Source organism: Emticicia aquatilis (assembly GCF_014644295.1).
Taxonomy (GTDB): Bacteria; Bacteroidota; Bacteroidia; order Cytophagales; family Spirosomataceae; genus Emticicia; species Emticicia aquatilis.
The window spans coordinates 277,540-293,491 of the sequence record NZ_BMKK01000007.1 but is presented as its reverse complement, the minus strand read 5'-3'; the positions used below and the strand labels follow the sequence as shown (position 1 = coordinate 293,491).

Sequence of the window (15,952 nt, the reverse complement as noted above, 5' to 3'; positions counted from 1 at the left end):
CTTTCTCAACAAACAAATGAAACTACTATTATTTACTTTTCTGACTTGTTTTATTACTTTTAGGGCTTTTTCGGAAGATAAGAAGGATTCGATTCAAACCCAAAAATCACCGATTCAATTTTCAGGAAATGTGCAACTTACCAACAACGGTATTTCGCCAGTACCTGCATTTGCACTCGGAACCCCCGCCCTTATGACAGGTTTCTCTATCAAAAAAGGTAATTTTTCGTTTTCACCCGCTTTAAATTATGGCATTGATGGCAAACCTTGGGTATCAAATAGTTGGTTGAGGTTTCAGTTGCCGCACAAGAAATTCACCTTTCGGACGGGGATAAACTGGTCTTTGTTTTTTAAAAGAACCAATATTACCGAAAATTTACAGACATTTGAGGTTCAGAGAGTCAATAAATATTTGGAGTTTGAAGCAGCAACAAGTTACAAAATTTCTGAAAATATGAGTATTCAGGCATTGTGCTGGTACACGAAAGGTATTGATATCGATGCCGTAAAATATGGCTATTTTTACAGTCTTTCGGCCGATATTAGCAAAATACGCCTCTCGAATTCGGTAAAATTAGCACTCAAACCTAACTTATTTTATATTGATAATAGTATTCCATTCAAAGGTCTTTTTGCTTCGGGAATTGCAGTATTTTCGTATAAAAACTGCCCTTTTTCTATTTCGATGCAGGCAGTTAAGCCATTGATTGTAAGACCCAAAAATGATTTTAATTGGAATATTGGTTTAAATTTTGATTTCTAAAAAAATGACAAATCTTCAAGAGGCTTTTTCGCCCGATTCTTTTCGCCAAAATGCCCATACTTTAGTCGATTTATTGGCTGATTATTTGGAATCTGCTCAAAATCAGACAATTACGAGTGTAATTCCATACCAAGAACCCGACGAATCATTGGCTTTTTGGCAAACAGATTATGAGCAAGGTGCAGGAAATGTTGAAGATTTTTTTAGGAATGTCATCGAAAAATCCACTCATTTGCACCATCCACGTTACATGGGGCATCAGGTTACGCCACCACTACCAATTACTGCGATAGCCAGTATGTTTTCGGGGTTGCTCAATAATGGAATGGCGGTTTATGAAATGGGTTTAGTGTCGAATCCTTTGGAGAGAATTTTATCAGAATTATTGGCCAACAAAATAGGCTTTGATGAAAATGCCAGTGGATTACTCACTTCGGGCGGAACTTTGGCAAATCTTACAGCACTTTTGGCTGCACGTGCCGCTAAAACTGATGTTTGGGAAGAAGGAACAAGTGAAAAGTTGGCGGTCATGGTTTCGGAAGAAGCCCACTATTGCATCGACCGTGCCGCCCGAATCATGGGGATGGGCAGCGAAGGAATCATAAAAGTTTCGACAAACGAGAAGTTACAAATCCGAACCGATTTATTAGAAAAATACTACAACGAAGCTACCGAAAAAGGTTTTCGAGTGATTTGTATTGTAGGTAGTGCCTGCTCAACTTCCACCGGGAGTTATGATAATTTAGCAGAAATTGGTCATTTTGCCCATAAACACCAAATCTGGTTTCATGTTGATGGAGCTCATGGTGGAGCAGTTATCTTCTCCGAAAAATACAAACATAAAGTAAAAGGCATAGCACAAGCCGACTCGGTGGTAATTGATTGGCACAAAATGTTGATGACTCCCGCACTGGCAACGGCTTTGATTTTCAAGCGAGATGAAGATGCTTTCAAGACTTTCCAACAAAAAGCACAATATTTGTGGGCAAATCAGCATTCAAAAGATTGGTTTAATTCAGGAAAACGTACGTTTGAGTGTACAAAACTGATGATGAGCCTAAAAATCTATTCAATTTTGAAAGCTCACGGCGAGCAGATTTTTACCGAAAATGTAGAGTATTTACACGGTCTGGCTGAAAAGTTTGCCAATTTAGTAAAAGCCAGACAAAACTTTGAATTAGCAATTGAGCCAGAAAGCAATATTGTATGTTTTAGATTAGTCTCGTTAGACAGCAACTTAAATGACCTCAACTCAAGCATCAGAAAGCAGCTTTTACAAGAAGGCAATTTCTATATCGTGCAGACAACTTTAAAAGAAAACGTTTATCTTCGTGTGTCGTTGATGAATCCGCTCACGACCGAAGCAGACCTAAACGCACTTTTAGATGAAATTGAAAGAATTGGTAATCAGATTTCTGGAAAATAAATATTTAGCTTTTGCAATTACGCTAATCATTTTTGTACTCTGCACAATGCCGAGTGAACAGTTACCAAAAGGTAATGATAAAACTGCTCATTTTGTAGCCTTTGCAGGATGGGCTTTTTGCTGGCAATTTGCTTTTAAAAACTGCTCAAAAACACTATTTTTTGGCATTCTCTACGGAATTATTATCGAATTTTGGCAAGGCTCATTGCCTGAATCGTTCCATCGCAGTTTTGATTGGTACGATGCTTTGGCCGATAGCATTGGTGTAATCATTGGTTTAGTTATATATTTTCTCATTCAGAAAATTCTGCCAAAAACTGCATTATAAGTCAAATAAACTACGTATATTCATACAATTTATTATTTTTGTAAAATATTCCCTTTTCTTCATAATCTATATATAATCTTCCTCACAAAGTCTTAACAACTATAGCCCAGAAAACAGCATAATAAACACTCGTTAAACAAACTATACTTGTACCTGTGAATCTGGAAAAATGGAGGTTACAACCTCGACAACTAACCTTATTAACGGCTGGCTTGGCTTATTTTGCCAATGTCTTTTGCGTCAATCTTACTTATGTTTTCAACAAAGAACCATTCATCGAATTTGGTTTTAACGAACAACAATTGACCATTGCCAATAGTAGCTTACTCATTGCTCAACACATCGGAATTTTTCTCGGAGTGTTGATATTTGGTTCTATGGCTGATAAAAAAGGCCGAATGACGATACTCTTTATTTCAGTATTTACTTATTCAATCGGTACTTTATTAAGTGGCGTGGTACATAGCTATCACTTATTTGTGTTTTTAAGATTCATTGTCGGTTTAGGATTAGCATCCGAATTAGGCATTGGATTGGTACTGGTCTGCGAGATATTTCCCAAAGAGAAACGCACTTCAAGTGTTATTTTTATTGCTACCTGTGGCTTTCTGGGGATGTTTCTATTAAGTATTTTGGCAAAATCTTATCATTGGCGTACACTTTATACCTGCGGAGGGCTTTTAGGTCTTGCCATCATGCTTTTCCGTTTTTCTACATTTGAGTCTGATATATTCTTAAAAACAAGTAATAATATATCCAAGAAAACCCAAATATTTGCTTTACTAAAAGACCGAAAAATCTACTACTTAATTCTGAGTATTTTACCAACTTACTTAATTACAGCATCATCTATTTTTATTGGAGTAAATTATTTTAAAGGATTAAAAATCACTACTGGACAAAGTCTAATGTTTTTTTCGCTGGGTGCTGGCATTGGTTTTATCTTACTTGGCATATTAGCTCGAAAAATTAAAAGTCGGAAGAAAATAATAGCCTTTTGTATGTTTTCTCTAATCATACTTTCATTTAGCTATGTATTATTAGCCCAACCTATCATTCACCATATTTTTCTGATTACTAATTTCTTTTTTGGTATTTTCGTATCTTATCAATTTGAATTGTTGACACTTACCGTAGAACAGTTCGGTACAAATCAAAGAGCATTAGCCACCACCCTTGTATTTGGCGTTGGTAGGGCTTCGGTATTCTTATTTTCTTTGTTAATACCTATTATCAACATTTTATTCAACGACTTCCTGTATAGTATTCTGCTACTCGATTGTATAGTTTTTTCTATCGGTATCTGGAGTATTTCAAAAATTAAAGAAGAATATGGTAAAGATTTAAATTTCGTAGAATAAAAAAGGAATGATGTTACAATCATTCCTACAAATCCATTTTAATCTTATTAGTCAATCTAAAATCATTACTTCGTAATCTTCAATGCAAAATCTAAACGTTGGGCAGCATTATCCCAATTCAGATAGTTAAATAACTCATCTACAAAATCGGCACGTTTATTTTTGTATTTCAGATAATAAGCGTGTTCCCAAACGTCAATTACCATTAATGGAACAATACCCCAAACAGTAAGTTTTTCATGATTTTCTACCTCTAAAATCATTAGTCGATTGCTCTGAGGATGAAAACCTAAAAGCCCCCAACCATTGCCATCCACGTTTTTTGAATGGTGAAGTAACTGAACCTTCATTTTATCTAATGAGCCAAAATCTTTTTCGATTCTTTTGAGTAACTCCCCTTTGGGTTCGGTTTTCTTGTTTGTAATATTTGTCCAAAAAATAGTGTGCAGTACATGGCTTGAAAGGTGTAATGATAGTTTCTTTGTCCAATAATCTACGCCTTCAAAATTACCCGAATCTAAAGCTTTTTTTATCAAATCTGTTGCTTTATTAGCCGTATTTACTGCTCCTCCATGATGGGCAGTATAGTGTAATTTCAGTACATCGGCTGGCATAAATGGCTCTAAGAATGTATCAGAATAAGGCAGTGAACCAAGAATAAACTTTCCTGACTCATCGGTTAATACATCTAATCCTCCTTCATTCAAGGTTGCACTAAAAACATCATTACCCTTTAGAAGACTTGCACCCGTCAATAGTGCCGTATTGCTCAAGAATTGGTTCCTCGTCATAATTGATAATTTTTTATAATAATACCCAAAATACCTGCAATTAAAATTAACTGAGGTTCTTGTAGTTTTTTTATGTAAATTAATGATAAACCAGTCGCAATAGCTATTAAAATGGTAGGTATATCAATAATACTTCGGGTGGCAATTACAAAAACAGCCCCAACCAAAGCCCCAACTACTGCGGCTGTAATGCCTTCGACAAAAGCCTTTATGCTGGTATTTTTCGATATTTTTTTGAAATATGGAGCGGGTAAAATAGTAAATAAGTAGCAAGGAAGAAAAGTGGCCAAAGCTGCCACAGTAGCTCCCCAAAAACCCGCCACCAAATATCCGATAAAAGCAACGGTAATCACAACTGGGCCTGGCGTTATCATGGCCACCGCCACTGCATCAACAAATTGATTTTCGGTAAGCCAGCCATATTCTTGTACAACACCTGCGTGCAAAAAAGGAACAATTGCCAGTCCACTGCCAAAAACAAACGCACCTGCTTTCGTAAAAAACCAAGCAATTTCGGTCAGTTTCGACCATTCAAAACTCCAAAAACCAAAATTTGTAAGCAACAAAACCGATGCAGTGTTTTGCTTTTTTAGCCACTGAGGCGGAGCTTTTACTACCATATAACCAAAGCCAAGTACTATAAATAATATCACATCCTCTCGTTGAGTAACAGCCGTAAAAATGGCCATCGTGATAAAGAATATCCACAATATCCAATTCTTTTTGATAGCATCTACTTCAATTTTACTGATAGATTTGATGGTTAATTTATAAGAACTAATGGCAATAATACCTATAACAGCGGCACTAATTCCATAAAAAATGGCTTGCATCCACGGTAATCCGCCATAAAGTTGGTAGGCCATTCCGAGTAGTAGAACCATGATAAACGATGGAATCACGAATACAAGTCCAGTAACTGTTGCTCCAAGAATACCGTAATGTACATAGCCTAAATAAATAGCCAGCTGAGCAGCCAATGGCCCTGGTGCTAACTGTGCCAAAGCCAAACCTTCTTTATATTCTTCTTCCGAAATCCATTGGCGGTTTTCGACTAAATCTCGGTGCATATAACTTACCAAGGCTACGGGGCCACCAAAACCCAATGAGCCAAGTCGAAGAAAATAATTGGCAAGTTGCCACAAATTGTAAGTAGGTCTATTTTCAGTCATTTTTTACCTATTTTAATTATAAATAAAAAAGAGTAGCACAAGTAAACAATCTTTACCTAAGCTACTCTTCTCATAAATTTTAATTAGTTCTTATATCAAATGAAATCCTTTTAGAATCGTGCGAAGGCTCAATAAAATAACTACCGTTCCAACCAAAATCATCAATGGGCGACGTCTCACTTTATTTACCAAAAATGCTCCGAATGGCGATGCAATGACCCCACCAATTATTAATCCAGCAACTACTTGCCAGTTATCAATTCCTTGAAAAATAATAAATGTAATACCACTGGCAAACGAAACCGCAAATTCAGAAGCATTCACCGAACCAATCGTATAGCGTGGGTCACGGCCCTGCCCTAAAAGGGTTGAAGTTACAACTGGCCCCCAGCCTCCACCTCCAATCGAGTCGATGAACCCACCGAAAGCAGCCAAAATATTGATGTTTTTAGTTTTTTTCTTGACGATATTCTTTTGCAAAGCCTTACGGATAATCACAATTCCTAAGATTATCATGTAGGCTGAAATATACGGTTTAATAAAATCACCATTAATCAAATCAGACAATAAATAAGCCCCTGCAACCGCCCCCAAAACCCCAGGAATAACCAAACTTTTCAAAAGTTTTTTGTTGATATTTCCGAAACGATAATGTGAAATTGCCGATGCTCCTGTGGTGAACATTTCTGCCACGTGAACACTCGCACTACTCACCGCTGGTGGTACACCCAAAGCCAATAAAGATGACGTTGAAGTGATTCCATAGGCCATTCCGAGGGTGCCATCAACCAACTGAGCTGCTAAACCAACTAACAAATAAAAGAAAAAATCGTTATTGATAGCCGCCAGTGCCGAATCGAGTGAAATGGCTGTCTTGCTATTAAGAATTAAATAAATTGCAGTTGAAATCAACAATAAAACAGGTATTGCATACCAGAGTAATTTTGATGATTGTGGTTTTATAGAAATGCTTTTGGCCTCCATAATTAAATGCTAAGAGTGTCTTACAAATGATTGATATGCAAAGATAAAACAAAACCTACAAAGTCTATGATTTTAGTAGATTTATTTTATAAAAAAATACAAATCCTACCTTGACATCTCGCTTCTTTGGTCTTTTGCCTTGAAAATTGGGTATCCCAACTGCACATACCAAGGTTCTTCATAATAATCTTCCAAGCCATATTGTTCAGGAAATTGTCGAGTAATGTGAGCTGTTCCGAATAATACATCCCAAATGAAAAACATATTACCATAGTTTCCATTGATAACCCCTATCCCGTCTTTATCATGTGCAGCATGGTGGGCATGATGCGTAGCAGGAGTCGAAATTACTCTTTCCACAACCCACATAATTGGATGTAGCCACTTAATTTTATACAGAGGTTTATCCCAAGCAAAAGGCGAATGTGCTGCTATCCCGATAAGAATTTTCAGGAAATATCCCACTAAAAACGCTTGTCCGAAACCCAAGAATATCAAAGTTGCTGATACAATTCTTGAGGGAAAAATCAGTAGATATACCCATGAGTTTCTTCCAGAAAGAAAAACACTCATTTCGGGGGCTGAATGATGTACTCGATGTCCTTTCCAAAGCCACTCGTACGTATGTGCGGCTCTATGCCACCAATATTGTGTAAAATCTTCGAGTACTGTCACGATGATTAGGCCCAACCAAAATGGCGTTGATTCAAAGTAATTGGCATAATCTTTAAAGAAATATTGAAGAATAAAAGTTGAAAAAATAAAGCTAACAGGGCGTGTAATTACACTCGACATCAGCAAACCAGCAACAGTAATGTGCCATTCGTTTTTTGTCCATTTGCCACTTTTAAAAACGCCTGTGATAAATTCTACGATACTGAAAACAATCAAGAGAACTAAAATCTCGTAATAAATTAAGCTGTCTGTAAATTTCATAATGGAATAAATTTTATAGTTAATAATCAAAAGTTTGGGAATCGTATTTGATAGTTAAAGAACTTATTATAAGTGTTTTATTTGAAAATTTTCTTATAAAAAGTATAGACATAACAGCCAGCACAAAAGCCCAAAGCCGATTCGAGAAATGCAAAAAATATCAATACCGCAGTGATGTATAAAGTCGCTGTAAGATTATCAGTCAGAATTGTTGCCAAGATTGCTATTGAAAAAGCAAACCCTATTTTAGCTGCAAAAAGCTTGGGTGCTTGGTCGATTGGTTTTGTAGAAATTTTAAAAGTAGTAACCGTGAAATCGCTCAGTAAATTAAGCAAACTATATTTCCCAAAATCGAATGCCCGAAGAGCAAAATCAATCAATAAAAATGCAGCGATAAGCCACGATTTTGTAAAAAATACCAACACGCCCAGTACCAAAACCCACAAAGCCGTCAATCGGACTTTATTTTCATTGACTTTCTTAAAATCAACGGGGCATTCTAATTCAAAGCTCATAATTTAATTAATCTATTTAGTCTATGTTTTATATATACTTATTGTTCAAAAAAACGAACTGGATACTTTCTTACAAGGCACTTTTGACAAAGTGCCTTGTAAGTATTGAAAATGCAACTATAACTTAGCCGATTTATCACCAGTGGCTTTCAAAAGGCCATTAACATCTTCGTTAAATTCTTTCACAAATTCTTCGTAGTATTTGCCTGTAGCTGGGCCGGTATAGCCTGTGTGAATCTTACGAACTTTTCCTGCTTTATCAATATAGATTGTGGTCGGGAAAGACAATACTTCGCTCAGTGCTGGTAAAGCGGCCGATGCAAATTTCTTATCGGCTAAGCCCGCAAATAAAATATCATACTGAATATCAAAGCGTTTTTTAAGGGCTTCGAGTCTTGTTTTAGCAAAAGCAGGGTCATTTTTACGTTCAAAAGCCAAACCGATTATTTCAACGCCACGATTTTTGTTGGCCTTATACCACGGCGAAAGAAATAAAGCCTCGTCAATACAGTTCGGACACCAGCTACCCAAAATCGTTACGATTACAGCTTTACCTTTGTATTTTGGGTCTTTCAATGAAACTTGTTTCCCTGTAAAAGCGTCTGGAAAGGTAAAGTTAAAGTCAGCTCCTTCTTTCAAGGTTGTGAGTGTGTAAGCATCAGGTAAAGCTGCTTTTTCGTTGCGAGTTCCTTTGATTGCTTGGCTTCCTCGGAAACCGATAAATTCGGCAGTTAATTCATCGCCATTGACAGTCCCTTTTATTAACGAAGGGTTTGACCCACTGAAAGCTGATAAGAAAAACTCATTGCCTTTTACCGAACCTTCAAAATAGCGATAGTCGCCCGTTGTGCTTAAAATTGTACCAGTAAGTTTACTGCCCGTTTGATTGAAAACCCCTACGGTTTTGTTGCCAGAAGTACCAATCAGAAAATCCCAAGTACCTTGTAAGCTTACTTTGGCTTCTTGTGGTTTTTCAAAAAAACGATATTCTTTGCCAGCTTCAGCTTTAAACGGAATTCCCGCATCGGGTGTGGCCGTGCCAAGCTTTATAAATTTACCATTCAGACTGCCGCTATTTTCGATTTTGGCTGCCAAAACCGCATCAAATATCTCAACTGGAATAAAGATTGAATCTTTTCTGATGGTATAATTTTTAAGTTCAAAACGTTCTTCAGCGTTCAACAGATAAACGTCTTTGTTGGTAATTTCAAAATTGAATGGAGCTTCGTTGCCGCCCGCAACTGCAAAAGTACCACGCCACACACCTACTTGTGGTTTGGTTTGTGCATTTACCGCAAAACTACCCACTAAATATGCCAATGAAAGGATGATTTTTTTCATAATTTTCTTCTTTAGTTTATTGAGAAACAAATATAAAATATATAATCTATATATTTAGTAGATTATATAAAATATTTTTTCAATTAGAAGAAAATATGGCTTAAAGAAGATTTTTAACAGAAATTAGACACCAAGAAAAGCATGAAAGGGCGGTTCTTAGAGTGGAATAGTATCTTTCAGCACTAAATCAAGCAGAGAGGTGTTTTCGTAAATTTCTAAGCTTGCATTTCTGATTTTTAGCATAATAGGGCGAATACTGCACGTTTCTTCGCTTTCGCAGTCATCACATTTTCCGTAGAAATTAACTGATACACAAGGCGTTGGAGCAATTGGCCCATCAATGATGCGTAATACTTTAGCAACCGAAACCTCATTTGGTGGTGTACGGAGTAGGTATCCCCCACCCTTTCCTTTTTGGCTTTTGAGTATGCCCTGGTTACGGAGTTCGAGCAGGATGGCTTCCAAGAATTTCTTTGGAATTTTCTCTTCAACAGCAATATCGCTTATTAAAGTTGGTTCGTTTGCTTCAAATTTTTTAGTAAGCACCTTTAGTGCTTTGAGAGCATATTTCGCTTTCTTGGAAATCATATTGTGGTATTTTTCGTACTTTCTGAGCGAATTAACAAAGTTTTACCGAAAATATGAAATATTAGATTTAGTATTTATTGATTTGAAAATAAAAAACTGCCTTCCTGAAACACAAAAAGGCAGTCTGATGAAATTGAACCTTCAATAATACACTTAAAATCCGACTCCAAATTGGAATCCAATGGTAAAAGAAGCGGGTTTGTCGTTGCCAAAACGAACGGGTAAAGGCACTGCCACAAAATAGTTACTGTTTTTATTTTTCTTTACAACTTTATTCAAAACAGGAGTAAAACCGTAGCGTCCGCCGGTTTCGAATGCAGCACGAGTGACGAGCGTAAGCCCATGCGGATAACGAAACATTACCCCAGGGTGAAATAAGAAGTTATTTACTTTACTGACTCCTTTTTCTGAGCGAATGATAGGCACAAACTCAAAACTAAAACCGATTTTGTCGCTTTTCAGGATATTGACTCCCGTTGGAAAACCAATCGTATAACTTGATGAAAAATTGGTAGTGGTTTCGGTGTTTGTAAAAGTGACAAGCGGATGCAAAATGCCCATGTAACCCGCAATTTTTGGATAAGTATTTTGCGGCATTTGAGCTTGTGATAAATAACTGATGATGACAAAAATGAAGGTAATTGTTTTTTTCATGATTTACTTTTTTTGTTGAACTGGCTAAATAAATTATCGAACGTTAGTACGCCCCATAGAAAATTATAATAATCGATTTCTTTACCCGAATTACGTGCTTGAATACCCCATACGTAGCCCAAACTCCCTTTTATGTTTTTGGTGAATGGAAAATTGAGGCCAGCATAAAGCCTATTTTGGTCAAAAATATTAGGATTTCCACGCACTGCTTTGCCAAATTGAATGAAAATTTCATCGTTGACTACGGCAGTCAAGGTCTTTTTCGAGCCTTTAATTTTAAATGGTTTTTCAAGCCTAAGCATATATCTGACTCGCCAGTTTGGCTGAAAAACATTATTATTCAATAAATCTCGATTTCGGTATTCTAAACCATAGCGATTGATGATATTGAAATATTTCCCCTTTGATTCATTATCAATTCTTGCTGAAACCCGCCATTCACGAACGCCAGGTTTTTCGACGTCAGTTGGTTGAGTAATCAAAATCCAGCTTTTGAAATATCCGATAGGTGATAACGATATTTTGGTTTTCGGAGAAACTGTATAATGCAACCAAGGCCAATAACTTGTGAATTGATTGGCCGCAAGTACATCAAAATCAGTTTGCTCAGTGTTTTGTCGGCGATGCTGCAAATACAATTCCCATCGTAAATTTTTACTCAGGGTGTCGGTTAAAACTAACCTCCCCCAAACCACATTGTGGTGGTAAGTTTTTTGTGTTTTTGCTTCAAAAAAACAAATTAGCGTAAGAAATATCCAAACGTATTTTTTCATCATAGATAATAGCCCATTTCGGTCATTGCAGCACGGGCTTTGCTATCAATGGTATTCTTAAACTCGTGATTTTTGTAGGAAATGGCTTTCTCAAAATAATTTTTGGCCTGCTGTTTTTGGCCTTTCGCTTGAAGAATATAGCCAATTTGCAGAGACGAACTCGCACCAAAATGCCAATTTTGTTTTTCGCTCAAAGTAATAGATTTCTCGAAATAGGTAATCGCTTTATCAGGTTGCCCTGTTCGATAGAATGCTTTTCCGCCAAGAAAATAATACTCGGCTTGTTCTTTTGGACTAATCTGCTTTACATCAACATCTTGAATGGCATCAAGAGCTTGTGTACTATATCCACCATCTAATGCCAAACGAGCTTGTAAGAGAGCCTTATTGGGTAACACACGTGTTTTAGCATAGTTTTCGTAGAACTTCTCGGTAGCTTTATCAGTTTCTGAAATTGAACTTCCTACCGCTGGAATTTTAGTCAAAAAAGTCAACGATTTTTTATCATCACCTGCCAAATAATTACTAAAAAATAGCTTCAAATAGGCGTCTTTCAGAAACGCTTTGCCTTTGAAATTACGTAAATAGGCGTTGTATGAAGCGTTAGCAGCTTGAAATTGGCCTTTCATCAAAGCAATATCCCCTCGATATATTTCCATGATTGGACAATAGAGATATTCAGAGCCAACTGGATACTTTTTTAGGATTTTTTGAGCTTGTTCGGCACGGTTGGTTCGCAGCGAAATGGCCACAGCAATAAAAGAAGCATTGGGATTTTCGGGTTGATTTTCAATGAATCTGAGTAATGAAGAATTATCTTTTTCGTCAAATTTCAATACAAAAGACTGGATGTATAGTGAGCAGTAGGCCGCCTCAGCTCCCCAAATTTTATCTTTAGTGGCTTTGTCGAGTTCAGTGAGTCCTTGATTTACGTTTCCTTTCAGACCTAAGATTTTTAAAGCCCAACGGAAATTATCAGGTACTGAACCAATAACAATATGAAGACTACCCAGAGATTTATAATTTGGCAGGAAATTGGGAAATAGCTTTTGGTTTTCTTCCAGTAATTTAGCAGCCTGAATGATATTGTAAGCGGCTTTTACTTCGTGTCCGAAACGAATTTTGAGTAATGCCCATTGCAGTTTTATTTCAGCACGTAGGAAACGATTATAAGGTGAGTTTTCATCTAAATCTTCAATCAAATCAAGTCTTTCGTCTTCATTGTCGGCAATTCTCTTGAAATACGTTTCTTCATCATTATTGAAAATCTCAACAAATTCGATGTAGTTTTCAAGGTAAAGTCTGAATGGATTATCTTTTTTTTCTTTCGCCAAAGCTGCTCTACAAGCATTTATTCTAAAATTAAATACATCAGAATACGCCTTTTGAACATTGGGACTTAGTTCAAAATCATTAGCTTGGGTTAGAAAAGGGAAAAGTAATAGGATAATAATTTTCAGATTTTTAGCCATAAAAACTCAACAGAAATGTATTTATTCTAATTTTAGGCAAAATAAATGAAAAATAAAATATTATCCTACTAATTATATAGACTTTATATTTATTGTAAAATATTATACTGCTAATGTTAGTTTTAAACGTAATGAAAGTTATTATCATCTCATCAACAACGCTCCATCCCAATGCTCATCGGCTTTTCCGTCTAAAATTCGCCATTGGTCAAACCAAGTTGTGGTATATGTTTTTTGTGAGTCTTTGGGGTCTTTATATTCTCGAACAAAAGCCACAGTTACCAAATCTCCTTCGGCAACTACTGACACAACTTTTGTTTTTATTTTGTCTGGAATAGGCGTTGCTTTTACCTTTAATACTTCGGTAAAAAACTTCACTACTGCCTCTCTTCCATTACCAGCATTAGGGTTGTGCTGGATGTATCTTTCTGTCAAATACTTATCGGCAAGCTCCCAATGATTGGCCTCAAGTAATTCTCGAATGATGTGATAAACTACCTGTTTGTTTTTGTGAAGTTCCTTATTTTTACTCGTAAATAAAGCCTCCGCATCTTTGGCAGATGTTACCGGGTCTTGGGCAAAAAGATTGTCTGCGAAAGTTAGCATGAAAGCTATTGCAATGATTTTTTTCATATTCTTATTCAAATGATAGATTTATTATCCCCCCAACTGCCAACTATGAGGCAGTTGAGGGGATAAAATTATTTAAAAAGGAAATAAGCAATTACCAAAGTAATAATAATATTGAAAAGCTGAGCAATCAGAAAGGCGTAAAGTGGCTTTTTGCCTTCGTTGTTGAATAAATCAGAGAATTTGGTTTCGAGTCCGATGCTCGTAAAAGCCAGAGCAAACCAAAGTCCTTGCAGTGATTTTAGTCCACCTTTTACGCTATCAATGGTTTCGGAAGAAACAAAGAATGAAAACAGCAAAGAAGCGGCAATAAATCCAATCACAAACTTCGGGAAACGCTCCCAAATCACACCTAAAGTTGGTTTTGACTCTTTAACTGTTTCTGACTGATTGTTGGTGTATGTCCAGTAAATTGAAATCGCAAAAGCTGCCAAACCCAGCAATACATTTTGAGAAAACTTGACTATAGTGCTGATTTTGAGGGCCTCTTCGCCTACCAACGTTCCTGAAGCAATGACGGCCCCAGTTGTGTCAATCGTTCCACCAAGCCACGCACCAGTTACAGCTTCTGACAAACCCAATGCTTTAGCAATAAATGGCATGAAAATTATCATCGGAATGGCCGTAATTAATACGATTGAGATAACATACGACAATTTTTTAGAATCGCCTTTGATAGCACCTGCCGTTGCGATAGCTGCCGAAACACCACAAATTGACACCGCACTTGAAATGATGATAGCCAATTCTTCGTCGATTCCAAGTTTTTTTGACACCCAAAAAGCAAAATACCAGACCGAAATCACTACTAATAATGCTTGAATCAACCCCAATGAACCTGCTTTAAGAATATCGCCAAAAATGACACTCGTCCCCAAAAGAACTAAGCCGATTTTAACGAATAACTCGGTTGAAAGTGAATCTTTGAGCCAAGCAGAAACGGTGAAAAAGTTGCTGATTATCAGGCCGATAGATAAACTAAAGATTACCGCTTCGAGATTCCAGTTTTTCAGAAAAGCATTTCCTGCGAGAATCAAGGCTAAAAAAGTAAGTACAAAAACAATCGGAAAGCCCTTTACGGTTGCGATTACATTTTTGCCGAGTGTTAGTGTAGCCAAAATAGCAACGGCATAAACAATCACAAATACAAAAATAACATTCGTTAAATTGCTGATAGTTAATACTTTTTCAAATAACTCGGAGGTATCTTTCCATCCAAAAGCTGGATTTGGAATTTTCAATCCGAGAAGTGTGAGTGCAATTATCAGAAAACCAAAGACGACAACCGTCCAGTCTTCGGTGAGCGAAAGGGTTTGTTTTTTGTTTGACATAGGGTTTAGTTTTATTAGGTAAAATTTTACTTAATGATTTTTCGGTTTTTCAAATCAAACTTCTGACCACGAGACAAAAAATAAAAAGAGCCATTATTGCCCGAATCTCCCGTTGGATTTCTGTTTGTTCCAGAAAAATTTATTGCATCATAAATCGCCACCACAGAATTGCCAATGACGTGAAAATCATTCTTTTGTACTACTATTGCCGTACTTTCATCGATACCAATTCCCAATAAATTCGGGTATTTTTTGATAATTTCAATTAAATCAAATTGGCGATTTCTGGCCAATAGATGTTGGTCAATGGCGGTGTTATGCAAAAAATCTAAGCCCTTAGTGTGGTCGCCTTCTAAAATATTAGGGCCTTTGGTATCGCCACGGTGCAAGAATGAACCTTGAATGGTAGCCCCTGCCGAAGTTCCACCAATTACACCACCACGATTTAGCAGATTTTGAAATTCTTTGTGGGTTTGGGTGTTGAGATACGAGTCAGCCAAACGCCATTGACGACCACCCACAAACCAAACAGCCGTTGCAGTTTTGAGTGGTTTTACGAATGCTTCGGTATTGGCTTCTTTAGGGTCAGTGGTGTGTAAAACTGTAACTTTGGCAACGCCAAATTTCTCCAACAACTCCTTTTCTGCTGAAAATTCCTTACGGGCTTTGATGCTTGAATCGCCCGCAGCAGTAGGAATTACTACAATGTTTGCACCTTCGCCTCCAGCCAATTCTATAAATTTTGCCCATACTTCGGCAGGAACTTTACCGCCACCTACGATTACCAAAGAGCCTTTTTCAGGGCCAATAAATTCCTCTTTTTGTTGTGCAAAACCTGAAAATAATGTAGTTAAAAGCAGGAAAATTAGGGTAGTTATTTGTTTCAT

The 15,952-nt window shown here is 36.9% G+C and carries 17 protein-coding genes; 4 read left to right on the top strand and 13 right to left on the bottom strand.

Going from position 1 to position 15,952, the window contains the following annotated elements; all coding sequences use genetic code 11:
* The first annotated feature begins 16 nt into the window (after positions 1-16).
* The 4 genes from IEX65_RS18355 (at position 17) to IEX65_RS18340 (ending at position 3,878) form a co-directional block, all read left to right on the top strand.
* Positions 17-763: a hypothetical protein gene (locus IEX65_RS18355; RefSeq protein WP_188768027.1), complete on the top strand. Its 747-nt coding sequence runs from the start codon at positions 17-19 to the stop codon at positions 761-763.
* A 4-nt stretch (positions 764-767) separates the two neighbouring features.
* On the top strand, positions 768-2,189 hold the full coding sequence (locus IEX65_RS18350; protein WP_188768025.1) for a pyridoxal phosphate-dependent decarboxylase family protein: 1,422 nt from the start codon (positions 768-770) through the stop codon (positions 2,187-2,189).
* Entirely contained in the window at positions 2,149-2,517 is a 369-nt protein-coding gene (locus IEX65_RS18345; RefSeq protein ID WP_188768023.1) for a VanZ family protein, read from the top strand. The genes IEX65_RS18350 and IEX65_RS18345 overlap by 41 nt, the downstream gene beginning before the upstream one ends.
* A gap of 155 nt (positions 2,518-2,672) precedes the next feature.
* Positions 2,673-3,878: an MFS transporter gene (locus IEX65_RS18340; RefSeq protein WP_188768021.1), complete on the top strand. Its 1,206-nt coding sequence runs from the start codon at positions 2,673-2,675 to the stop codon at positions 3,876-3,878.
* A gap of 65 nt (positions 3,879-3,943) precedes the next feature.
* Here IEX65_RS18340 and IEX65_RS18335 read toward each other — a convergent pair whose 3' ends face one another.
* The 13 genes from IEX65_RS18335 to IEX65_RS18275 form a co-directional block, all read right to left on the bottom strand.
* Complete coding sequence (locus IEX65_RS18335) at positions 3,944-4,669, bottom strand: superoxide dismutase (RefSeq protein ID WP_188768019.1); 726 nt, start codon at positions 4,667-4,669, stop codon at positions 3,944-3,946.
* The gene (locus IEX65_RS18330) at positions 4,666-5,841 is read right to left on the bottom strand and encodes a chromate transporter (protein ID WP_188768017.1); all 1,176 of its coding nucleotides are present in this window, start codon (positions 5,839-5,841) and stop codon (positions 4,666-4,668) included. Before IEX65_RS18330 ends, IEX65_RS18335 begins: the two co-directional genes overlap by 4 nt.
* A 90-nt stretch (positions 5,842-5,931) precedes the next feature.
* Positions 5,932-6,825 carry a sulfite exporter TauE/SafE family protein gene (locus tag IEX65_RS18325; RefSeq protein ID WP_188768015.1) on the bottom strand — a complete coding sequence of 298 codons (894 nt, stop codon included), beginning with the start codon at positions 6,823-6,825 and terminating at the stop codon, positions 5,932-5,934.
* A gap of 105 nt (positions 6,826-6,930) precedes the next feature.
* On the bottom strand, positions 6,931-7,761 hold the full coding sequence (locus IEX65_RS18320; RefSeq protein ID WP_188768013.1) for a sterol desaturase family protein: 831 nt from the start codon (positions 7,759-7,761) through the stop codon (positions 6,931-6,933).
* Positions 7,762-7,838: 77 nt separating this feature from the next.
* Positions 7,839-8,276, bottom strand: coding sequence for a DUF4395 domain-containing protein (locus IEX65_RS18315; RefSeq protein ID WP_188768012.1), 438 nt, complete (start codon positions 8,274-8,276; stop codon positions 7,839-7,841).
* Positions 8,277-8,393: 117 nt separating this feature from the next.
* Positions 8,394-9,617, bottom strand: a complete 1,224-nt coding sequence (locus tag IEX65_RS18310; RefSeq protein ID WP_188768011.1) for a peroxiredoxin family protein — start codon at positions 9,615-9,617, stop codon at positions 8,394-8,396.
* Positions 9,618-9,773: 156 nt separating this feature from the next.
* Positions 9,774-10,205, bottom strand: coding sequence for an RrF2 family transcriptional regulator (locus IEX65_RS18305; RefSeq protein WP_188768010.1), 432 nt, complete (start codon positions 10,203-10,205; stop codon positions 9,774-9,776).
* Positions 10,206-10,358: 153 nt separating this feature from the next.
* On the bottom strand, positions 10,359-10,859 hold the full coding sequence (locus IEX65_RS18300) for a hypothetical protein (RefSeq protein ID WP_229250759.1): 501 nt from the start codon (positions 10,857-10,859) through the stop codon (positions 10,359-10,361).
* Positions 10,856-11,635, bottom strand: a complete 780-nt coding sequence (locus IEX65_RS18295; RefSeq protein WP_188768009.1) for a DUF2490 domain-containing protein — start codon at positions 11,633-11,635, stop codon at positions 10,856-10,858. The genes IEX65_RS18300 and IEX65_RS18295 overlap by 4 nt, the downstream gene beginning before the upstream one ends.
* Complete coding sequence (locus IEX65_RS18290; RefSeq protein ID WP_188768008.1) at positions 11,632-13,104, bottom strand: tetratricopeptide repeat protein; 1,473 nt, start codon at positions 13,102-13,104, stop codon at positions 11,632-11,634. Before IEX65_RS18290 ends, IEX65_RS18295 begins: the two co-directional genes overlap by 4 nt.
* A gap of 144 nt (positions 13,105-13,248) precedes the next feature.
* Positions 13,249-13,737, bottom strand: coding sequence for a nuclear transport factor 2 family protein (locus tag IEX65_RS18285; RefSeq protein ID WP_188768007.1), 489 nt, complete (start codon positions 13,735-13,737; stop codon positions 13,249-13,251).
* Positions 13,738-13,805: 68 nt separating this feature from the next.
* Positions 13,806-15,065 (bottom strand): YeiH family protein, encoded by a 1,260-nt coding sequence (locus IEX65_RS18280; RefSeq protein WP_188768006.1) that lies wholly within the window; start codon positions 15,063-15,065, stop codon positions 13,806-13,808.
* A gap of 26 nt (positions 15,066-15,091) precedes the next feature.
* Positions 15,092-15,952 carry a cyanophycinase gene (locus tag IEX65_RS18275; RefSeq protein ID WP_188768005.1) on the bottom strand — a complete coding sequence of 287 codons (861 nt, stop codon included), beginning with the start codon at positions 15,950-15,952 and terminating at the stop codon, positions 15,092-15,094.